The organism is Desulfuromonas sp. TF, from assembly GCF_000472285.1.
Classification (GTDB): Bacteria; Desulfobacterota; Desulfuromonadia; order Desulfuromonadales; family ATBO01; genus ATBO01.
This window is the reverse complement of record NZ_KI421421.1, coordinates 179,417-194,357: the sequence shown is the minus strand read 5'-3', so window position 1 is coordinate 194,357 and position 14,941 is coordinate 179,417. Positions and strand designations below refer to the sequence as shown.

13 protein-coding genes are annotated in these 14,941 nt (G+C 57.3%); 8 read left to right on the top strand and 5 right to left on the bottom strand.

Annotation, left to right across the window (positions count from 1 at the left end):
- Window positions 1-370 precede the first annotated feature (370 nt).
- From asnB to DTF_RS0112110, 3 genes are all read left to right on the top strand, one after another.
- On the top strand, window positions 371-2,332 hold the full coding sequence (gene asnB, locus DTF_RS0112120; RefSeq protein ID WP_162148639.1) for an asparagine synthase (glutamine-hydrolyzing): 1,962 nt from the start codon (window positions 371-373) through the stop codon (window positions 2,330-2,332).
- A 175-nt stretch (window positions 2,333-2,507) separates the two neighbouring features.
- A complete protein-coding gene (locus DTF_RS0112115) occupies window positions 2,508-3,005 on the top strand; it encodes a roadblock/LC7 domain-containing protein (protein WP_027715534.1) in 498 nt (165 codons plus the stop codon).
- 14 nt (window positions 3,006-3,019) lie between these two features.
- A complete protein-coding gene (locus tag DTF_RS0112110; RefSeq protein WP_027715533.1) occupies window positions 3,020-3,610 on the top strand; it encodes an ATP/GTP-binding protein in 591 nt (196 codons plus the stop codon).
- A gap of 83 nt (window positions 3,611-3,693) precedes the next feature.
- Here DTF_RS0112110 and DTF_RS23340 read toward each other — a convergent pair whose 3' ends face one another.
- Together DTF_RS23340 and DTF_RS23335 are read right to left on the bottom strand one after the other, a co-directional pair.
- Window positions 3,694-4,068, bottom strand: a complete 375-nt coding sequence (locus DTF_RS23340) for a PleD family two-component system response regulator (RefSeq protein WP_035056960.1) — start codon at window positions 4,066-4,068, stop codon at window positions 3,694-3,696.
- A complete protein-coding gene (locus tag DTF_RS23335; protein ID WP_051361263.1) occupies window positions 4,065-5,255 on the bottom strand; it encodes a HAMP domain-containing sensor histidine kinase in 1,191 nt (396 codons plus the stop codon). Before DTF_RS23335 ends, DTF_RS23340 begins: the two co-directional genes overlap by 4 nt.
- Window positions 5,256-5,495: 240 nt before the next feature.
- Here DTF_RS23335 and DTF_RS0112095 point away from each other — a divergent pair, with 240 nt between their 5' ends.
- Entirely contained in the window at window positions 5,496-6,647 is a 1,152-nt protein-coding gene (locus DTF_RS0112095; protein ID WP_027715532.1) for a glycosyltransferase family 1 protein, read from the top strand.
- Between the two features lie 246 nt (window positions 6,648-6,893).
- Here DTF_RS0112095 and DTF_RS0112090 read toward each other — a convergent pair whose 3' ends face one another.
- From DTF_RS0112090 to DTF_RS0112080, 3 genes are all read right to left on the bottom strand, one after another.
- Window positions 6,894-8,066, bottom strand: coding sequence for a porin (locus tag DTF_RS0112090; protein WP_027715531.1), 1,173 nt, complete (start codon window positions 8,064-8,066; stop codon window positions 6,894-6,896).
- Between the two features lie 189 nt (window positions 8,067-8,255).
- Window positions 8,256-8,492 carry a hypothetical protein gene (locus DTF_RS0112085; RefSeq protein WP_027715530.1) on the bottom strand — a complete coding sequence of 79 codons (237 nt, stop codon included), beginning with the start codon at window positions 8,490-8,492 and terminating at the stop codon, window positions 8,256-8,258.
- Entirely contained in the window at window positions 8,492-8,947 is a 456-nt protein-coding gene (locus DTF_RS0112080) for a phosphate-starvation-inducible PsiE family protein (RefSeq protein WP_226989316.1), read from the bottom strand. Before DTF_RS0112080 ends, DTF_RS0112085 begins: the two co-directional genes overlap by 1 nt.
- Before the next feature lie 221 nt (window positions 8,948-9,168).
- On the opposite strand from DTF_RS0112080, the gene DTF_RS0112070 reads away from it, so the two are divergent.
- The 4 genes from DTF_RS0112070 to DTF_RS23330 all read left to right on the top strand — a co-directional run.
- Window positions 9,169-9,855 carry a response regulator transcription factor gene (locus DTF_RS0112070; protein ID WP_027715528.1) on the top strand — a complete coding sequence of 229 codons (687 nt, stop codon included), beginning with the start codon at window positions 9,169-9,171 and terminating at the stop codon, window positions 9,853-9,855.
- 4 nt (window positions 9,856-9,859) lie between these two features.
- Window positions 9,860-11,635, top strand: coding sequence for an ATP-binding protein (locus DTF_RS0112065; RefSeq protein WP_027715527.1), 1,776 nt, complete (start codon window positions 9,860-9,862; stop codon window positions 11,633-11,635).
- Between the two features lie 381 nt (window positions 11,636-12,016).
- Window positions 12,017-13,006 carry a PstS family phosphate ABC transporter substrate-binding protein gene (locus DTF_RS0112060; protein ID WP_226989313.1) on the top strand — a complete coding sequence of 330 codons (990 nt, stop codon included), beginning with the start codon at window positions 12,017-12,019 and terminating at the stop codon, window positions 13,004-13,006.
- A 91-nt stretch (window positions 13,007-13,097) separates the two neighbouring features.
- Window positions 13,098-14,941 (top strand): ABC transporter permease (locus tag DTF_RS23330; RefSeq protein ID WP_226989312.1); only part of this gene is annotated, 1,844 nt, incomplete at its 3' end.

The window sequence follows — 14,941 nt, the reverse complement described above, 5'->3', positions numbered from 1 at the left end:
CCGACTGCGGTAAGAAATAGTAGTCAACCCTCAGAAAGGAAAAAGCTCCCGGTGAAAAATGCCGGGAGCTTTTTTTTTGCAGCTCTATTCGATAGGGGACCGGAATAAGAATGAATGCCTTGCGATAACCCTGACTTGTGGTAAATATCAGGAAAAGGGCACCAGCCATCATTCATTTTCTGCTTGAATTGGTTCGAATACTATAGAATTGGGCGTCAACTCGGCCGGAAACTAGAATCCTGAGGATTTTCAGGATGATGCTCTCGCCCGACAAATTGTTCTGGAGGGGATCGCACTGTCAAGCCAATTCGTACCAGCTCTGAACATGCGTAACGCCCGTTTAGAGCCCGAGAGGAAAGGGTCCCCTGAGATGTGCGGCATATTCGGCATATTGCAATATAAACAAGACAACCCTCCTGAAGAATCCCGTCTCCTGGAAACTGCTCGTCTGCTTCAACACAGAGGTCCTGACAACTGTGGAATCTATTCAGATGCCCATTTGGGATTAGTACATGCCCGTCTTTCATTGCTGGATCTCAGCGAAAGAGGAAATCAACCTTTTTGGGATAAAAGCGACCGGTATGGGCTTGTCTACAATGGCGAAATCTATAATTTCAAGGAGCTTAGAGCAGGACTCGAACGGCGTGGGGTTGCCTTTCGAACGAATTGCGATACGGAAGTATTGTTGGAGCACATCATTCATATCGGGATTGAGGCGACTCTTCCCCAACTGGAAGGCATGTTCGCCTTCGGCTTTTATGACAAAAAGGAACAAACGCTGATCCTGGCACGGGACCGCTTCGGCACTAAGCCTCTTTTCATCTATGATGAAGAGGATGCTCTTATTTTCTCTTCTGAAGTAAAAGGGATGATTCCGTGGATCAAGACCGAGCCAGACTGGTTGTCGATCTCCTCTTACCTGTGCGGTTTTTCCGGGCCTTCGAAGGGGCATAGTTTTTTCAAGAAAATCAAAATCCTTCCGCCCGGCACCTTGGTCAGGATCCGTCGGGGCCAGGCAGCTCGCCACGAAAGATTCTTTTCCATGAGCGATTTCTTCGACCCCGATGCTGCTGATCAGCTGAAACACCTTAAACCTCTTCAAATCATAGATCGAACCGAGGAGTTACTGCTTGAGAGTGTAAAAAAACAGCTATTTGCTGACGCTCCTGTGGGGGCTCTATGCAGCGGCGGAGTAGATTCCTCGCTCGTCATGGCAATGGCGGCAAGACACCACAACAATCTTGCGATTTTTCACGCCAATGTTGCTGGACCATTGAGCGAGTATGAGGCCGCTTCTAGCCTTGCTAGACACCTCAAGCTGGATTTAAAAGAGGCGGTAATTAATGACCAGGATTTCATCGACCAGATCCCCGAGGTCATCAAACATTTCGGACACCCCTTCGACATCATTCCCAGTTCCGTGCCTTTCCTGGCCGTCTCCAAAGTAGTGCGTGACAACAGGGTCAAGGCCGTTCTTTCCGGAGAAGGAGCGGACGAATCCTTCTTGGGCTATAAATTTCTCGTTCCGAACGTCTTGAGGTGGAAAAGACAACCCAAAACAGCATTGAAGCAATTTCTAAAAAATCTGGCCAGCTTTGTCAGGCACCAAGGTTCAGACAATTCAATATCACCCGGATTCGTTATGGGTTTTTCGCCTTATACCAGCATTGCATACCACCATTCAGTTAAAAGAAGACCTCCCACTCCGGAACTTGTCATGGGAATGCTCAATCGCTTTGAGGTGGCTTTGGAAACAGAAGAGATATTTACAAATGTCAAAACCTTAAAGAGTTCATCTTGTTCTGCAGACTACATGAGATCTATCGATCTGCTAAATTACAACCTGCGTGTATTGCTTCATCGTAACGATACGATGGGCATGGCTGCGAGCATCGAATCGCGTTTTCCATTTCTCGATAGCTCTTTAGTCAAATTTGCAGTGAATACTCCATACAATCTTAAGATTCGGTTTTCACCGACTGCTTTTGACAAAAACCATTACTTCTTCAAAAGCAAATGGATTCTAAGACAGATAGCGGATCGTTATTTACCAAAAAATCTGAGTCAAAGATCAAAGGGTGCATTTCCGGTTGATGCATTCCAACGTTTAAAAATATCACCAGATTATTTTGAAAATTCTCTAGTTTCCGACATGCTTGAACTTTCTGCCCGCGAAATGAAGTATGTGATGGAAAATTCAGATAAATCCTTAAAATTTAAACTATTGCAACTCGATTGCTGGGCTCACATTTGTCTATACAATTTGTCTGAAGAAACGCTCAATTCGAAACTCAAAAGGTACCTTCAGGTCACCCCATGGCAAGCAGGTTGATCCCTCATTCTCATATCATGAAGAAATCCTGATCAGTCTCAAGAAAGAACCTTTGCAGGGAAAACTGACAGGGAGTTTTTTTGCCTGAGAGCGAGTATCCCGAAAAGCCTTGATTCGTTCCGGGCTCAAGTGCTATAAAAAGCTCTCGTGTAGAAACCATGCCAAGGAGCGCTGAATGTTCGGGTCTCAGTCAAATTTCGTCATGTATGACGAAGAGCTCAAGAGAATATACGTCGTTACCGAGAAGCTTCTGCGCGAATCCAACAGCAAGGTCATTTTTCTTGTCGACAAAAACGGCCAGTTGATTGCAGCCACCGGCGAGACCGAGCACCTGGATACAACCAGCCTGGCGTCCCTGACGGCCGGGAATATCGCTGCAACCGGCGGCCTGGCCAAGCTGATCGGAGAAAAAGAATTTTCCATTCTCTTCCACGAGGGTGAAAAGGACAACATTCATATCTCCATCGTTGCCGGCCGGGTTATTCTGGTGGTCATTTTCGATCAACGCAGTTCCCTGGGCCTGGTGCGGCTCCGGGTCAAGAAGGCCAGCGACGAGCTGGGGGACATCTTCGAGGATCTGGCGCGAAAAACCGCAGAAATGGAAAAGGAGGGAACCGCTCAGAGTCCCTTCGCCGAGATAACCGATGACGACATCGACAATCTCTTCAAGTGACAGGGTAGCCGAGCATGTCTTTCATCAATTACGCCTCGCGCGAAATCAATTGTAAAATCGTCTATTACGGGCCGGGACTCTGCGGCAAGACCACAAACCTGCAGCTGGTCTATCAGAAGACCGCTCCCGAGGCCAAGGGGAAGATGATCTCACTGGCGACCGAAACGGAGCGGACCCTGTTTTTCGATTTCCTTCCCCTGGCCCTTGGCGAAATCCGGGGTTTTAAGACCCGGTTTCACCTTTACACCGTTCCCGGACAGGTTTTTTACGATGCCTCACGCAAGCTGATTCTCAAGGGGGTGGACGGCGTGGTTTTCGTTGCCGATTCTCAGGAGGAGCGGCTCGATGCCAACATCGAAAGTATGGAGAATCTCAAGGACAACCTGGAGGAGCAGGGGTATCAACTGGAAAAGCTTCCCTTCGTCATCCAGTACAACAAACGCGACCTGCCCAACGTCACGGCTGTATCGGAACTGCGCAATCTCCTGAACCCGGATAACGTTCCCGAATTCGAAGCCTGCGCCACGACCGGCGAAGGGGTTTTCGAGACCCTCAAGGCCGTCGCCAAGCAGATACTGATCGATCTGAAAAAAGGGGGAGGGTAGAGCCCTACTCCCGATAAGGTCCGAAAGAAAAAGGCCATTTCCCTTGACTGGAAAATGGCCTTTTTGTCGTTCGCCGGAAGGGCTCAGGATTTCAACTTCCGACTGACAAGGTTGCGAAGGCCGGCAATATCCCCTTTGCAGACATAGCCGTCGGCGCCGAACTCAGCCACCGAGCGCCGCAGGCTGTCCTCATCGTTGGACGAGTAGAGGAGCACCGGCAGGTTTTTTGCGGCAGAGTGCCTCTTGAGCAGGGAACATAAACGATCGCCTGAGAGGGCGGGCATGTTGACGTCGAGAATGATCAGGTCGGGAGAGGACGCCTTAACGACCTCGGAGCTCCGGAATGGAGAATTGTGGACGACAACCTCGTAGCCGGCAAGTTCGAGGAGTTCCTTGGTTGTCAGCAGGTGTTTTTCGTCGTCATCGACGACGAGGATCTTCTTTTTCGTCGGACTCATGCGGCCTCTTTCTTGTTTGCGGTTGGTTTTAAGGGAAGATGAACGGTGAAGGTGGTCCCTTCGCCGTAGGTGCTGGCGACCGTGATCCGACCCTCCAGCAGCGATACGAGCTCCTTGGTGATGGCCAGTCCGAGGCCGGTCCCTTCGTGACGCCGGGTCTTGGCATCCTCCAGTTGAGTGAATGACGTGAAAAGGCGTCCCAGGTCTCCCTTTCGAATGCCCGATCCGGTGTCGGATACCGCCAGTTCAAAGCCGTTCTCCTGGCGCTTCAGGCTCACTGCGATTCGCCCCTTATCGGTGAACTTAGCGGCGTTGCTGCTCAGGTTGGTGAGAATCTGGCGCACCTTGACCCAGTCCGAATGGATGAGCTGGGGTTCGGGTCCGGCGGCTACCTCGAGAACGACCGGCTTTTCGCCCAGCAGAATGCGGGTGGTCTCGGCCACCTCCTGCAGAAGGGCGATCAGATCGAATTCCTCGACGATGATATCCATCCTCCCGGCTTCGATCTTGGAAAGATCGAGGATATTGGTGATAAGAGTGCGCAGGTTGACGGCGCTGCTCGAGAGCAGGGAGAGCTTTTCCGGCAGATGTTGACTCTGACCCCCCTCGACGGCCATCTGCATCAGTTCCGACAGTCCAATGATGGCGTTGACCGGTGAGCGAAGCTCATGGGTGACATGGGCAATGAATCGGGACTTCATGTCGGTCACCTTCTTCATCTCCCGGGCCTTGGTCAGGGCCACCTCTTTCTGGACCATGCTCTGCGTCAGAGCGTTCCCCTGCTCCACCACCAGACGCTTGACCGAAAGAAGTCCCTTGAAGCGGCCCGCCTCGTCCACCACCAGGATCTCGTCGTAGATGTCCTTGAATTCCCTCCTCATCGCCTTGTCCAGCACGATTTCGAGGTTTTCGTCCTCGCCGACCATCAACGGTTCGCGGTCGGCGATCTCCAGAATGGGGTCCCTTCCGAACAGTTCGAAGCCGAACCGGTTGAACAGGATGGACATGACCTTGCCGCGGGTGGCCAGTCCGCAGGGACGTCCTTCTTCCACAAGGGCCAAGGCCTCGATGTCCTGTTCGGCGAAAAAGCGATCAGCCACCCTTTCGACCCGCATGGTGGGGGAGACCTGCTCTCGCGATGAAATCAGGAACTTGACGGGGCAGCGTTCCTCAACTGATTGATCCATGACTCTTCTCCCGGGACTGCGGTGGCTGCCCCTTGCGGTTTGTCGCCTATAGTCGGGTCGGATAATTAGGGCTTGTTTGGCGGAGGATTATTTTTTGGTTAGAGGACATCAGGCCGATCTCGACGCCTAACCAACTTTGAAGAATGGCGTAACCGCCAATTAACATGCTTCCGCTAGACTCGGACCTGAAAAAAATACCGCTTTGATCATGCAAACCGATCCCCACAGGAGGATTGGCCCATGCGTATTTCCGTCGTATCGGAAACCTTCATTCCGCAGGTGAACGGGGTCTCACGCACCCTGGACCGTCTGGTCCGTCACCTGACTTCGCAGGGAGATCGGGTCCAGGTGGTCATCCCCAGGTACCGGGAGACCGCTCCCCTTCTGCCGAAAAACCTGGAAAAGAGCGAATGGGACGGCCCCTCTCTCCCCTTCTACCCCGAGGTGCGGCTGCCGCTGGTCACCCCGGCCGGTCTGCGGCAGACCTTTAAAGCCTTCGCTCCCCAACTTGTGCATATCGCCACCGAGGGTCCCCTCGGCTGGTCCGCCCTGAAGGCCGCCCACGACCTGGGGGTGCCGATCGTCAGTTCCTATCACACCAATTTCCCCCAGTACCTGGCAAACTACCGGCTCGGTTTCCTTGAGAAGACGGCATGGCGCTATCTGTGCCGTTTTCACAATGCCACCCGGATGACTTTCTGCCCCACTCCCTCTATCCGAGACCGGCTCCTCGAAAGGGGTTTTCGCGACCTTGAGCTCTGGAGTCGGGGGGTGGACAGCTTGCAGTTCAATCCTCTGAACCGGGACGAGGTTGTGCGGCGGGAATTGGGTATCGATCCACAAGAGAAGGTGATCGCGTACGTCGGGCGCCTGGCGGCCGAGAAGAACCTGGAGATGCTGCTGGAGAGCTGGCGCCTGCTGCCCGGGCGGGAGAAGTATCGGCTGCTGTTGATCGGTGACGGCCCCCTTCGTCCACGCCTGGAGAGGTGCGCGGACAGCGGGGTGATCTTCGCCGGCTACTGGTACGGATACGAGCTGGCGCGGCTTTACGCCTCGGCCGACCTGTTCGTCTTTCCCTCGCTGAGCGACACCTTCGGCAACGTTATTCTCGAGGCGATGGCGTCGGGGCTGCCCGTGGTAGCCTTTCAGGTACCCGGCCCCGGGGACATCCTGCGGGAGGGAGAAACCGGGATGTTCGCCGGACGCATCGATGCCGAAGGCCTCGCCCGAGCCATGCATTCGCTGCTCAGCCAGCCGGAGCGCATGCGGACCATGGGGGTAAATGCCAGAAGGTATGCCGAACGCCAGAACTGGAAGGACATCCTTGAACATCTTCGCCACACCTATCAAACCATCATCGCCACCCCCTCGCATCGCAGCCACAGACCTTGAGCAACGCTGACGGAACTGCTGCATGACATATCGGCACCTGGAGCCTCCCGGCGCCTTCAGGCCACCTTCCCTCGGATCACGCCATAAGCACCTTCGACGGCATTGGCCTTTTTTTACCCATCGCCAGGTGATCGGCTATCTCGGCCTGCATAACGCAACGTTTGGGGTGGACCAATTAAAAAAAGCCGGCCCCCACCCTCCGGGGGACCGGCCGACTGCATGGCAGAAGCGGAGGTTGGAGGAAGATCAGAACACGTACTGAGCCTGCACGAACACCTCGTCCTCGTCGACTCCGTCGGCTCCCTTGAGGTTCTCGCCCATCCGATAGGTGGCCTGGAGCTTGATGTCGTGCTTCTTGAAGAAGTAGTTGGCGCCCACCGACGTGCGGGTCCATTCCTCGGCGTAGTTGTCGGCGTCCTGCCACTCGTAGCCGGCGACCAGCTCCAGCTTGCTCGGGATGACCATGTAGCCCCCTTCGACGGCCCAGTTCTCCAGGTCGGTCTCGCCGTCCTCGTAGATGCCGCCGGTGAAGGTGTCATCGATGCTCTCGGCGTTGAAGAGGTTGTACTGGGCGTCGACGGAGAAACCGTAGCCGCGCAGCGCTCCGCTGATTTCGAAGCCGGTGACGGTGTCGACGTCAGCCTTGCTGGCGCTTGTGGAGAGGCCGGTCGCCTCGTCGGTGAAGGTGTTGTTGTCGTCGTCGTTGTTCCAGGTGAAGGCGGCGACGCTGATGGTGGCTTTGAGCTCCCGCTCGAAGTCCCCTTGTCCCATGGCCAGGTAGCCGAGGGGGTGGAAATCGACGCGGCCGCCGAAGATCCAGCCTTCATTGAAGTCGGCATCCCGATTGATCGGGGTGTCGAAATCGAGCTTGGCGACGTCGGGATCGATGGAGGCGGAGGCGCCTGCAGCGTGCAGCTCGAGCTTTTTGTCCAGGAGGGCGTAATGGAGGAAGACTCCGGCGTTGCGTTCCGGGGAACCGAAGTCGTGGTCACCGACGAAGGTGCGCTCGACCAGCTGCTGCTTATTGGAGGAGGTCATGTCCTCGCGGGAGAAGGGGAAATAGGCATTACCGACGGTGACCTTCAGGTCCTTGACGCCGGTGTACTGGAAGTAGGCGTCCTTGACGGCGATCTCGTTGCTCCCTTCGGCCTTCCCCATGTCCCACTGGAACTTGCCTTTCCAGTTCTTGTGCAGGCTCCCCTCGATGTAGGGGCGGAAGCGGCGGAAGAAGACTTCATCGGTGGAGTCTCCCTCGTCGGGATCGACCTGATGGTACTGGAGGTGAATGCGCCCCCCCATCTTGACGTACTTGTCTCCATCCTTGTAAACGGTGATGCCGGAGGCCCCGGCATTTCCAGCGGCGATCAGCCCCAGCAGGGCGACGCCGGCAAGGACCTTCAGAATCGTTTGCTTCTTCATTGCGTACTCCTTGTTCATAATAATTAAGGGTCAAAATACGGTTTTTCACATTCCTTCTTCTTACGGTATCTGCGTGGCCCAACCTCCTTCTCAAGAATGTTTTCCTGTCCGTGATGCTTGGAACATCTAAGAGAGTCTCTGTTCAGACGGTGTTAGCAGAGCGTTTTTTTCAGGTTTCGGCGGTCATTCTCAGGCGGTCGAGGTCCGGATGTGGCGGCTGTAATTTTTGGCCGGACTGGTCCGCAGGCAGCGGAAGAGAAAGAAAGGGCAGTTATCGAAGTCCTCGGAAAGGCAGTATTTGATCTTGCGCTGCAGATCGGGTACAAGACCGGAATTCGAGGCCAGACACAAGCGCCGATCCGGACGGCAGAAGGGGCAGGTGGCGGGAGACCCGGTTTCAATGGAGTAACGGATGTTATTTTGCATCACAGTCCCTCCGCCAGTTCGCGCCGCCGGGGCGAGAAGCGGATCGCCATGATCCGCACGAACATGAGTGTGAGCACGAGGAGAATGACCATGCCCACCCGGACGGGGTCGATTTCCCGGTACCAGAAAGCCATGATTTCGGTGAGAACCGCCACCAGTACGGCGTCGATGAGATAGGTGACCTTGACCCGTCCTTCGATGAAGTAGGCGAGGGCGGTGCGGTAGACCTCCACGATGGCCAGCCCCGTCAGGACATCGACCAGGATCTGTTTGAAGTGGTGATGCAGTTCCGTCTCCTGTCCCACTGCGGCAAAACAATGCCCCAGGTCGATGAAGGTTTGGATGACCACGGCGCCGATGGTCCCTACCAGGGCCAGCAGGATGAGACAGAGCAGGGCCTTGATCGCCTGTTCGAAGAAGTGGCCCGGAAAATCGAGGAGCATTTTTGTGTCCAAGGGTGTTCCTTTCACATATGTTGAAAATTTTTTCACGTATGCCCATGGGGGATATCCGATGGACACTAATTGCGACGATCAGACCTTTTTTATGTTAAGAATAGTTGAAGGTCCTGTTATTTTTATCTTAGCGCTGGGTGCACAGTATCTAATCAAATCCTAACAATGCCGTTCCTATACTCCCGGAAAATTAACGGAGAGGTGAAATGGGTAAAGAACAAATGGGTAAAGAACATATCCTGGTGATTGAGGACGAAGAGGACATTCTGGCCGTGATCCACTACAACCTGGCGAGGGAGGGTTACCGGGTGACCTCCCGCACCACCGGCGAGGAAGGGCTTCAGGCGGCCCGCGAAGCCTCCCCCGATCTGGTGGTGCTCGATCTGATGCTCCCCGGGATCGACGGCATGGAAGTCTGCCGCCGCCTGCGAAAGGATCCGGCGACCGCCCGGATTTCGGTCGTGATGCTCACCGCCAAGGGCGAGGAGGCCGATATCGTCGGCGGTCTGGAGATGGGAGCCGACGACTATGTGACCAAACCTTTCAGCCAGAAGGTGCTTTCGGCCCGAATCAAGACGGTCCTGCGCCGCCGGGAGCAGGAAGCCAGAGAGGCGGCGGCACCGATCAGGATCCACGAAGTGGTGATTCATCCCGGGCGCAATGAGGTGCTGGTCTCGGACGAATCGGTCGAGCTGACCTATACCGAATTCCGGGTCCTTTCCCTTCTGGCGTCCCGCCCCGGTTGGGTCTTCAGCCGCACCCAGATCGTCGACGCGGTGCGCGGCGAAGGCTATGCGGTGACCGACCGCGCGGTTGACGTCCAGATCGTGGGGCTGCGCAAGAAACTCGGCGAATGCGGCCGGTATATCGAAACCGTGCGCGGCGTCGGTTATCGGTTCAAGGAGTAAGATCGTGGGGCGCAGGCGTCTTCTCTGGCAGCTCTATCCGAGCTATCTGATCATTACCGGGATCGCTTTGGCGGCGGTGACCTGGTACATTTCCGGAGCCCTGCGCAACTTTCATTCCGAGCAGACAGCTCTCGATCTGAAAGCTCGGGCCCGGTTGATCGAAAATCAGGTGATGGATCGTCTTTGGCCGAACGAAACTCCATCTGTGGACGCTCTCGTCAAAAAACTCGGAGCAGATTCGGCGACCCGGATTACGGTGGTGCGGCCGGACGGAACGGTCTTGGGGGACTCGCAGGAAGATCCGGCGCGTATGGAAAATCACGCCGACCGGCCGGAAATCATGGCCGCTCTGCAGGGAGAAGTGGGAAAATCGACTCGTTACAGTCATACCGTGCAGCAGGAGATGATGTACGTGGCGGTTCCGATGACCGTGAAGGAAGGGATCGCAGCGGTGGTTCGCACAGCGATTCCGGTGACCGCCATGGACCGAACCATGAACGAGATCTACGGGCATCTGGCCAGGGGAGGCCTGCTCATCGCCTTCTCCGCCGCCGTGCTGAGCTTGATCGTTTCCCGGCGCATCAGCCGTCCCCTGGAGGAGATGGAGCGCGGAGCCCGGCGCTTTGCCCGTGGCGAACTCGGCCGGCGCCTGCCCATTACCGGCTCGGAGGAGATCGCGGCGCTGGCCGATGCCCTCAATCAAATGGCTGCTCAACTCGACGAGCGTCTGCGCCTGGTGGTGCGCGAGCGCAATGAGCGCGAGGCGATGCTGGGGAGCATGGTCGAGGGGGTGCTGGCGGTCGATACGGCGGAGCGGATCATTCGTCTGAACCGGGCGGCGGCGAGGCTCATCGGCGTCCCGGCAGGAGAGGTTCAGGGCCGGTCGATTCAGGAGGTGGTGCGCAAGGTCGACCTGCAGCGATTCGTCCGTCAGATTCTGCAGGAGGAAGGCCCGGTGGAAGGGGATCTGGTGATGCGCGGCAATGAGGGGGAGCGCTTTCTCCAGGCCCACGGCACCCGGTTGCGCGGCGATCAGGGGCAACAGATCGGAGCGCTGATCGTCCTCAATGACGTTACCCGGCTGCGCCGACTGGAAAACCTCCGCAGCGAGTTCGTGGCCAATGTTTCCCACGAGCTGAAGACACCGGTGACCGCCATCAAGGGAGCGGCGGAAACTCTCCTTGCCGGGGCGCTGGAAGATCCGAAAGGGGCCGAGCGCTTCATCGGCATCGTCGCAAAACAGGCCGACCGCCTGGGGGCCATCATCGATGATCTGCTCGCGCTCTCCCGAATCGAGCAGGAGGCCGGTCTCGAGGGGGTAGCTCTGGAGGAGGGGAATCTCCGTCCGGTGTTGGAGGGGGCAATTCAGACCTGCGCCATGGCTGCCGGCGAGAAGGACATCCGCATCAATCTCTTCTGCGACCCGGAGCTGCGAGCCGGAATCAACGCCCCGCTGCTGGAACAGGCCGTAGTCAATCTGCTGACCAATGCCGTCAAGTACAGTGACAAAGGAGGAATAATTGTGGTGGACGCTTCCCTGCATGCCGAACGAGTGATGATCAAGGTGCAGGACTTCGGCTGCGGCATCGATCCGCAACACCTCCCCCGTCTCTTCGAACGTTTCTACCGGGTCGACCGGGCCAGGAGCCGGGCACTCGGCGGCACCGGCCTCGGCCTGTCCATCGTCAAGCACATCGTCCAGTCCCACGGCGGCGAGGTCGTGGTCAACAGCACGCCGGGCAAGGGAAGCGTCTTCACCATCATCCTTCCCGCCCCTTAAGGGCCGATGAAAAACCAGCCTTCGCCAAGGCTATGGCCTGGCGAGCGCCCATCTGCTGCGTTCCCCTCATCCTTCGTCAACGACGTACCTTCCGGTACGATTTCAGGCGCCTTGCATCTGGACATTTTTGATCAGCCCGAGTAGACCGAATCGTTCAACCCCTCTCTTTCATCCATTCCTCATCTTCTCCTAACACATTCCTAACATCCATCTTCTATAGATCCTTCAAGTATCTCCTCCGGCATTCAACCGTGGGAATTTGCACAATTGTCACAGGTTGCTAACCCGGGTCTAACACGGCGGGGAGATGATCAGGGCAGATAACGGCTCCACCACGATGGGCGGAGCACAATACCCCTGAAGAAAGAAGGAGATCATTCAATGCACAAACATGCAGGCAAGATGGCGAGACTGGTTTCAACCATGGCCCTGACGGCCGCTGTGGTTCTGAGCGGAGGCAATGCGATCGCCCAGGTCGATCCCGGTCTGAAGGATTACGCCAAGACCACGGGGGTGGCCGGCAACCTCAACAGCATCGGTTCCGACACCCTGAACAACCTCATGACCTTCTGGGCCGAAGGGTTCCGCAAGCAGTATCCCAACGTCAACATCCAGATCGAAGGGAAAGGTTCCTCCACCGCGCCTCCCGCTCTGATCGAGGGAGTAGCTCAGATCGGGCCGATGTCGCGGGCGATGAAGAAGGAGGAGATCGAGAAGTTCGAGAACAAATACGGCTACAAGCCGACCGAGATCGGCGTCGCCCTCGACTCCCTCGCTGTCTACGTCAACAAAGACAACCCCCTGAAGGAGATCTCCATGGAGGAAGTGGACGCCATTTTCTCCAAGACCCGCAAGGGCGGCCATCCCACCGACATTACGACCTGGGGGCAGCTCGGGCTGACCGGTCAGTGGGCAAATCAGCCGCTCAGCATCTACGGCCGCAACTCGGCCTCCGGCACCTACGGCTTCTTCAAGGAGAAGGCGCTGTTCAAGGGTGACTACAAGGACACCGTCAAGGAGCAGCCCGGCTCCGCCTCGGTGGTACTGTCAGTGACCGAGGATAAATCCGGCATCGGCTACTCGGGGATCGGGTACAAGACCTCCGGCGTCAAGGCGGTCTCCGTGTCCAAGAAGAAGGGTGAGCAGGCCTACGAGCCGACCGCCGAGAACGTTGTCGGTAAGAAGTATCCCCTCGGCCGCATGCTTTACCTTTACGTGGCGAAGGAGCCGAACAAGCCCCTGCCCAAGCTGACCGAGGAATTCCTGAAGTACGTCCTGTCGAAGGAAGGGCAGGAAATCGTGGTGAAGGACGGCTACTTCCCTCTGCCGGCCAAAGTCGCCGACAAGCAGAAAGAGGCCTTCCTGAAGTAAGCCCGGCCTCTGAACCGTACCGGTCAGCGGTCCTGTCTGCAAGCCCCAAGCGGACAGGACCGCTGCCGCGTCTGATGGGCAGGAAGAACGCATGGATCGAAACGTTCTCAAGAGAGTCAAATCCCGGGACCGCGTAGCCCGCTGGATCATTACATTGGGGGGGATGGCCATCATCGCCAGCGTCCTGCTCATCCTCTTTCTGATCGTAGAGGTGACTCTGCCTCTCTTCCGGGATGCCCGGGCCGATCTCTACGCCAGGTTCACCTTCTCCCCCGGTGAGCTGCAGGGGAAGATCATGGCCGCCGGGACCGACGAGTATCTCGAGACCCCCATGGTTCTGGACGAGGGGGGAAACTTCGTCTTTTTCGACCCCCGCAGCCAGACCATCCTAGGCCGCCTCTCCGCCGAACCGCCGGACGGAGGGGACCGCCTGGTTGCGGTGGAGTCCCAGGGTGAGCAGGTCTATGGCCTGATGTGGAACGACGGTTCGCTGACCGTGGAGGAACTCCAGTTTCGTCCGGTCTTCGATGCGGAGGGACGGCGGACCATCTCCCGGCGCCTCGAGCGTCTGGCGGCTTTCCCCCCCCCGGATGGCGGGCGGCCGGTGCGATCGATGGCCCGGGTCGGGGAGGAGATTCGGCTGCGGATCGACCTCAGAGAGGACGGACAGCTGCAGGTGGTCCAGGAGGCGGTCACCGTTGATTTTCTCGGCAACGAGGAAAAGGAGGAGCACGCCTTTGCCCTGGAGGATGCGCAGCCGGAGCGGGTGACCGCCCTGGCCGTCGACGGCAACGGAAGCACCCTCTATGCCGGCACCGACCAGGGGACCCTGCTGCGCTGGGACCTGGCCGATCCGGGGAGTCCGGAGCTGCTGGAAAAGACCGCCGCTTTTGCAGACCGGCGGGCGATCACCGCCCTCGGTCTGGTGCTGGGGGACATCTCGCTTGCTGTCGGGGACTCGAACGGGGGGCTCAGTACCTGGTTTCCGGTCGCCGGCGAATCGGGCGGGAGGAGGCTTCGGAAGATCCACACCCTGGCCGGCCATCAGGCTCCGGTGGAAATCATCCAGCCCTCGGAGAGGGATAAATCGATCCTCAGCCTCGACCGCAACGGGATTATGCACCTCGACCACATGACCAGCGAGCGCCATCTGCTGACCCTGGACGACTACAAGGCACTGGTGCATTTCGACTTCTCCGCCCGCGGGAACGGGATCGTTGCCGTGAACACGGAAGGGCAGGCGATCGTATGGACGGTCGACAACCCCCACCCCGAAATCAGCATGCAGACGCTCTTCGGCAAGGTCTGGTACGAAAGCTACGACCGGCCGACATGGGTATGGCAGTCCTCCTCCGCCAGCGATGATTTCGAGCCGAAACTGAGCCTGACCCCACTGATTTACGGCACCATCAAGGGGACCGTCTACGCGATGCTCTTCGCCATCCCCCTGGCCCTGCTTGGAGCCATCTATACCAGCCAGTTCGGCAGCCCGCGGGTTCGCCAGGTTATTAAGCCGATGGTGGAGATCATGGCCGCAATTCCCTCGGTGGTCATAGGCTTCCTGGCCGCCCTGTGGCTGGCGCCGCTGCTGGAAAAACACATCTCCGGCTTTTTCATCAGCCTGGCCTTCCTGCCGACCTCCCTCATCCTGGCGATTCTGGCATGGCAATGGCTGCGCCGCGCCGAGCCGCTCAAGCGCCTGGAGCGGGGATATGAATTTCTGGCCATCCTGCCGGTCCTCGTCCTGGCGGTGGCGATCTCCCTCATCCTTGGCCCCTTCATCGAGACCGTGCTCTTCGACGGGAACTTCCGGCAATGGCTCTATGAACAGGCCGGAGCGCGGTACGACCAGCGCAACTGCATCGTCATCGCCTTTGCCCTGGGATTTGCGGTCATTCCGATCATCTTCACCATCGCCGAGGATTCCCTCTCCAA

What these genes read in the sequence shown, in the direction of transcription:
- asnB (WP_162148639.1), top strand. Translation starts at nt 371, where the DNA reads ATGTGCGGCATATTCGGCATATTGCAATATAAACAAGACAACCCTCCT.
- DTF_RS0112115 (WP_027715534.1), top strand. Translation starts at nt 2,508, where the DNA reads ATGTTCGGGTCTCAGTCAAATTTCGTCATGTATGACGAAGAGCTCAAG.
- DTF_RS0112110 (WP_027715533.1), top strand. Translation starts at nt 3,020, where the DNA reads ATGTCTTTCATCAATTACGCCTCGCGCGAAATCAATTGTAAAATCGTC.
- DTF_RS23340 (WP_035056960.1), bottom strand. Translation starts at nt 4,068, where the DNA reads ATGAGTCCGACGAAAAAGAAGATCCTCGTCGTCGATGACGACGAAAAA.
- DTF_RS23335 (WP_051361263.1), bottom strand. Translation starts at nt 5,255, where the DNA reads ATGGATCAATCAGTTGAGGAACGCTGCCCCGTCAAGTTCCTGATTTCA.
- DTF_RS0112095 (WP_027715532.1), top strand. Translation starts at nt 5,496, where the DNA reads ATGCGTATTTCCGTCGTATCGGAAACCTTCATTCCGCAGGTGAACGGG.
- DTF_RS0112090 (WP_027715531.1), bottom strand. Translation starts at nt 8,066, where the DNA reads ATGAAGAAGCAAACGATTCTGAAGGTCCTTGCCGGCGTCGCCCTGCTG.
- DTF_RS0112085 (WP_027715530.1), bottom strand. Translation starts at nt 8,492, where the DNA reads ATGCAAAATAACATCCGTTACTCCATTGAAACCGGGTCTCCCGCCACC.
- DTF_RS0112070 (WP_027715528.1), top strand. Translation starts at nt 9,169, where the DNA reads ATGGGTAAAGAACATATCCTGGTGATTGAGGACGAAGAGGACATTCTG.
- DTF_RS0112060 (WP_226989313.1), top strand. Translation starts at nt 12,017, where the DNA reads ATGCACAAACATGCAGGCAAGATGGCGAGACTGGTTTCAACCATGGCC.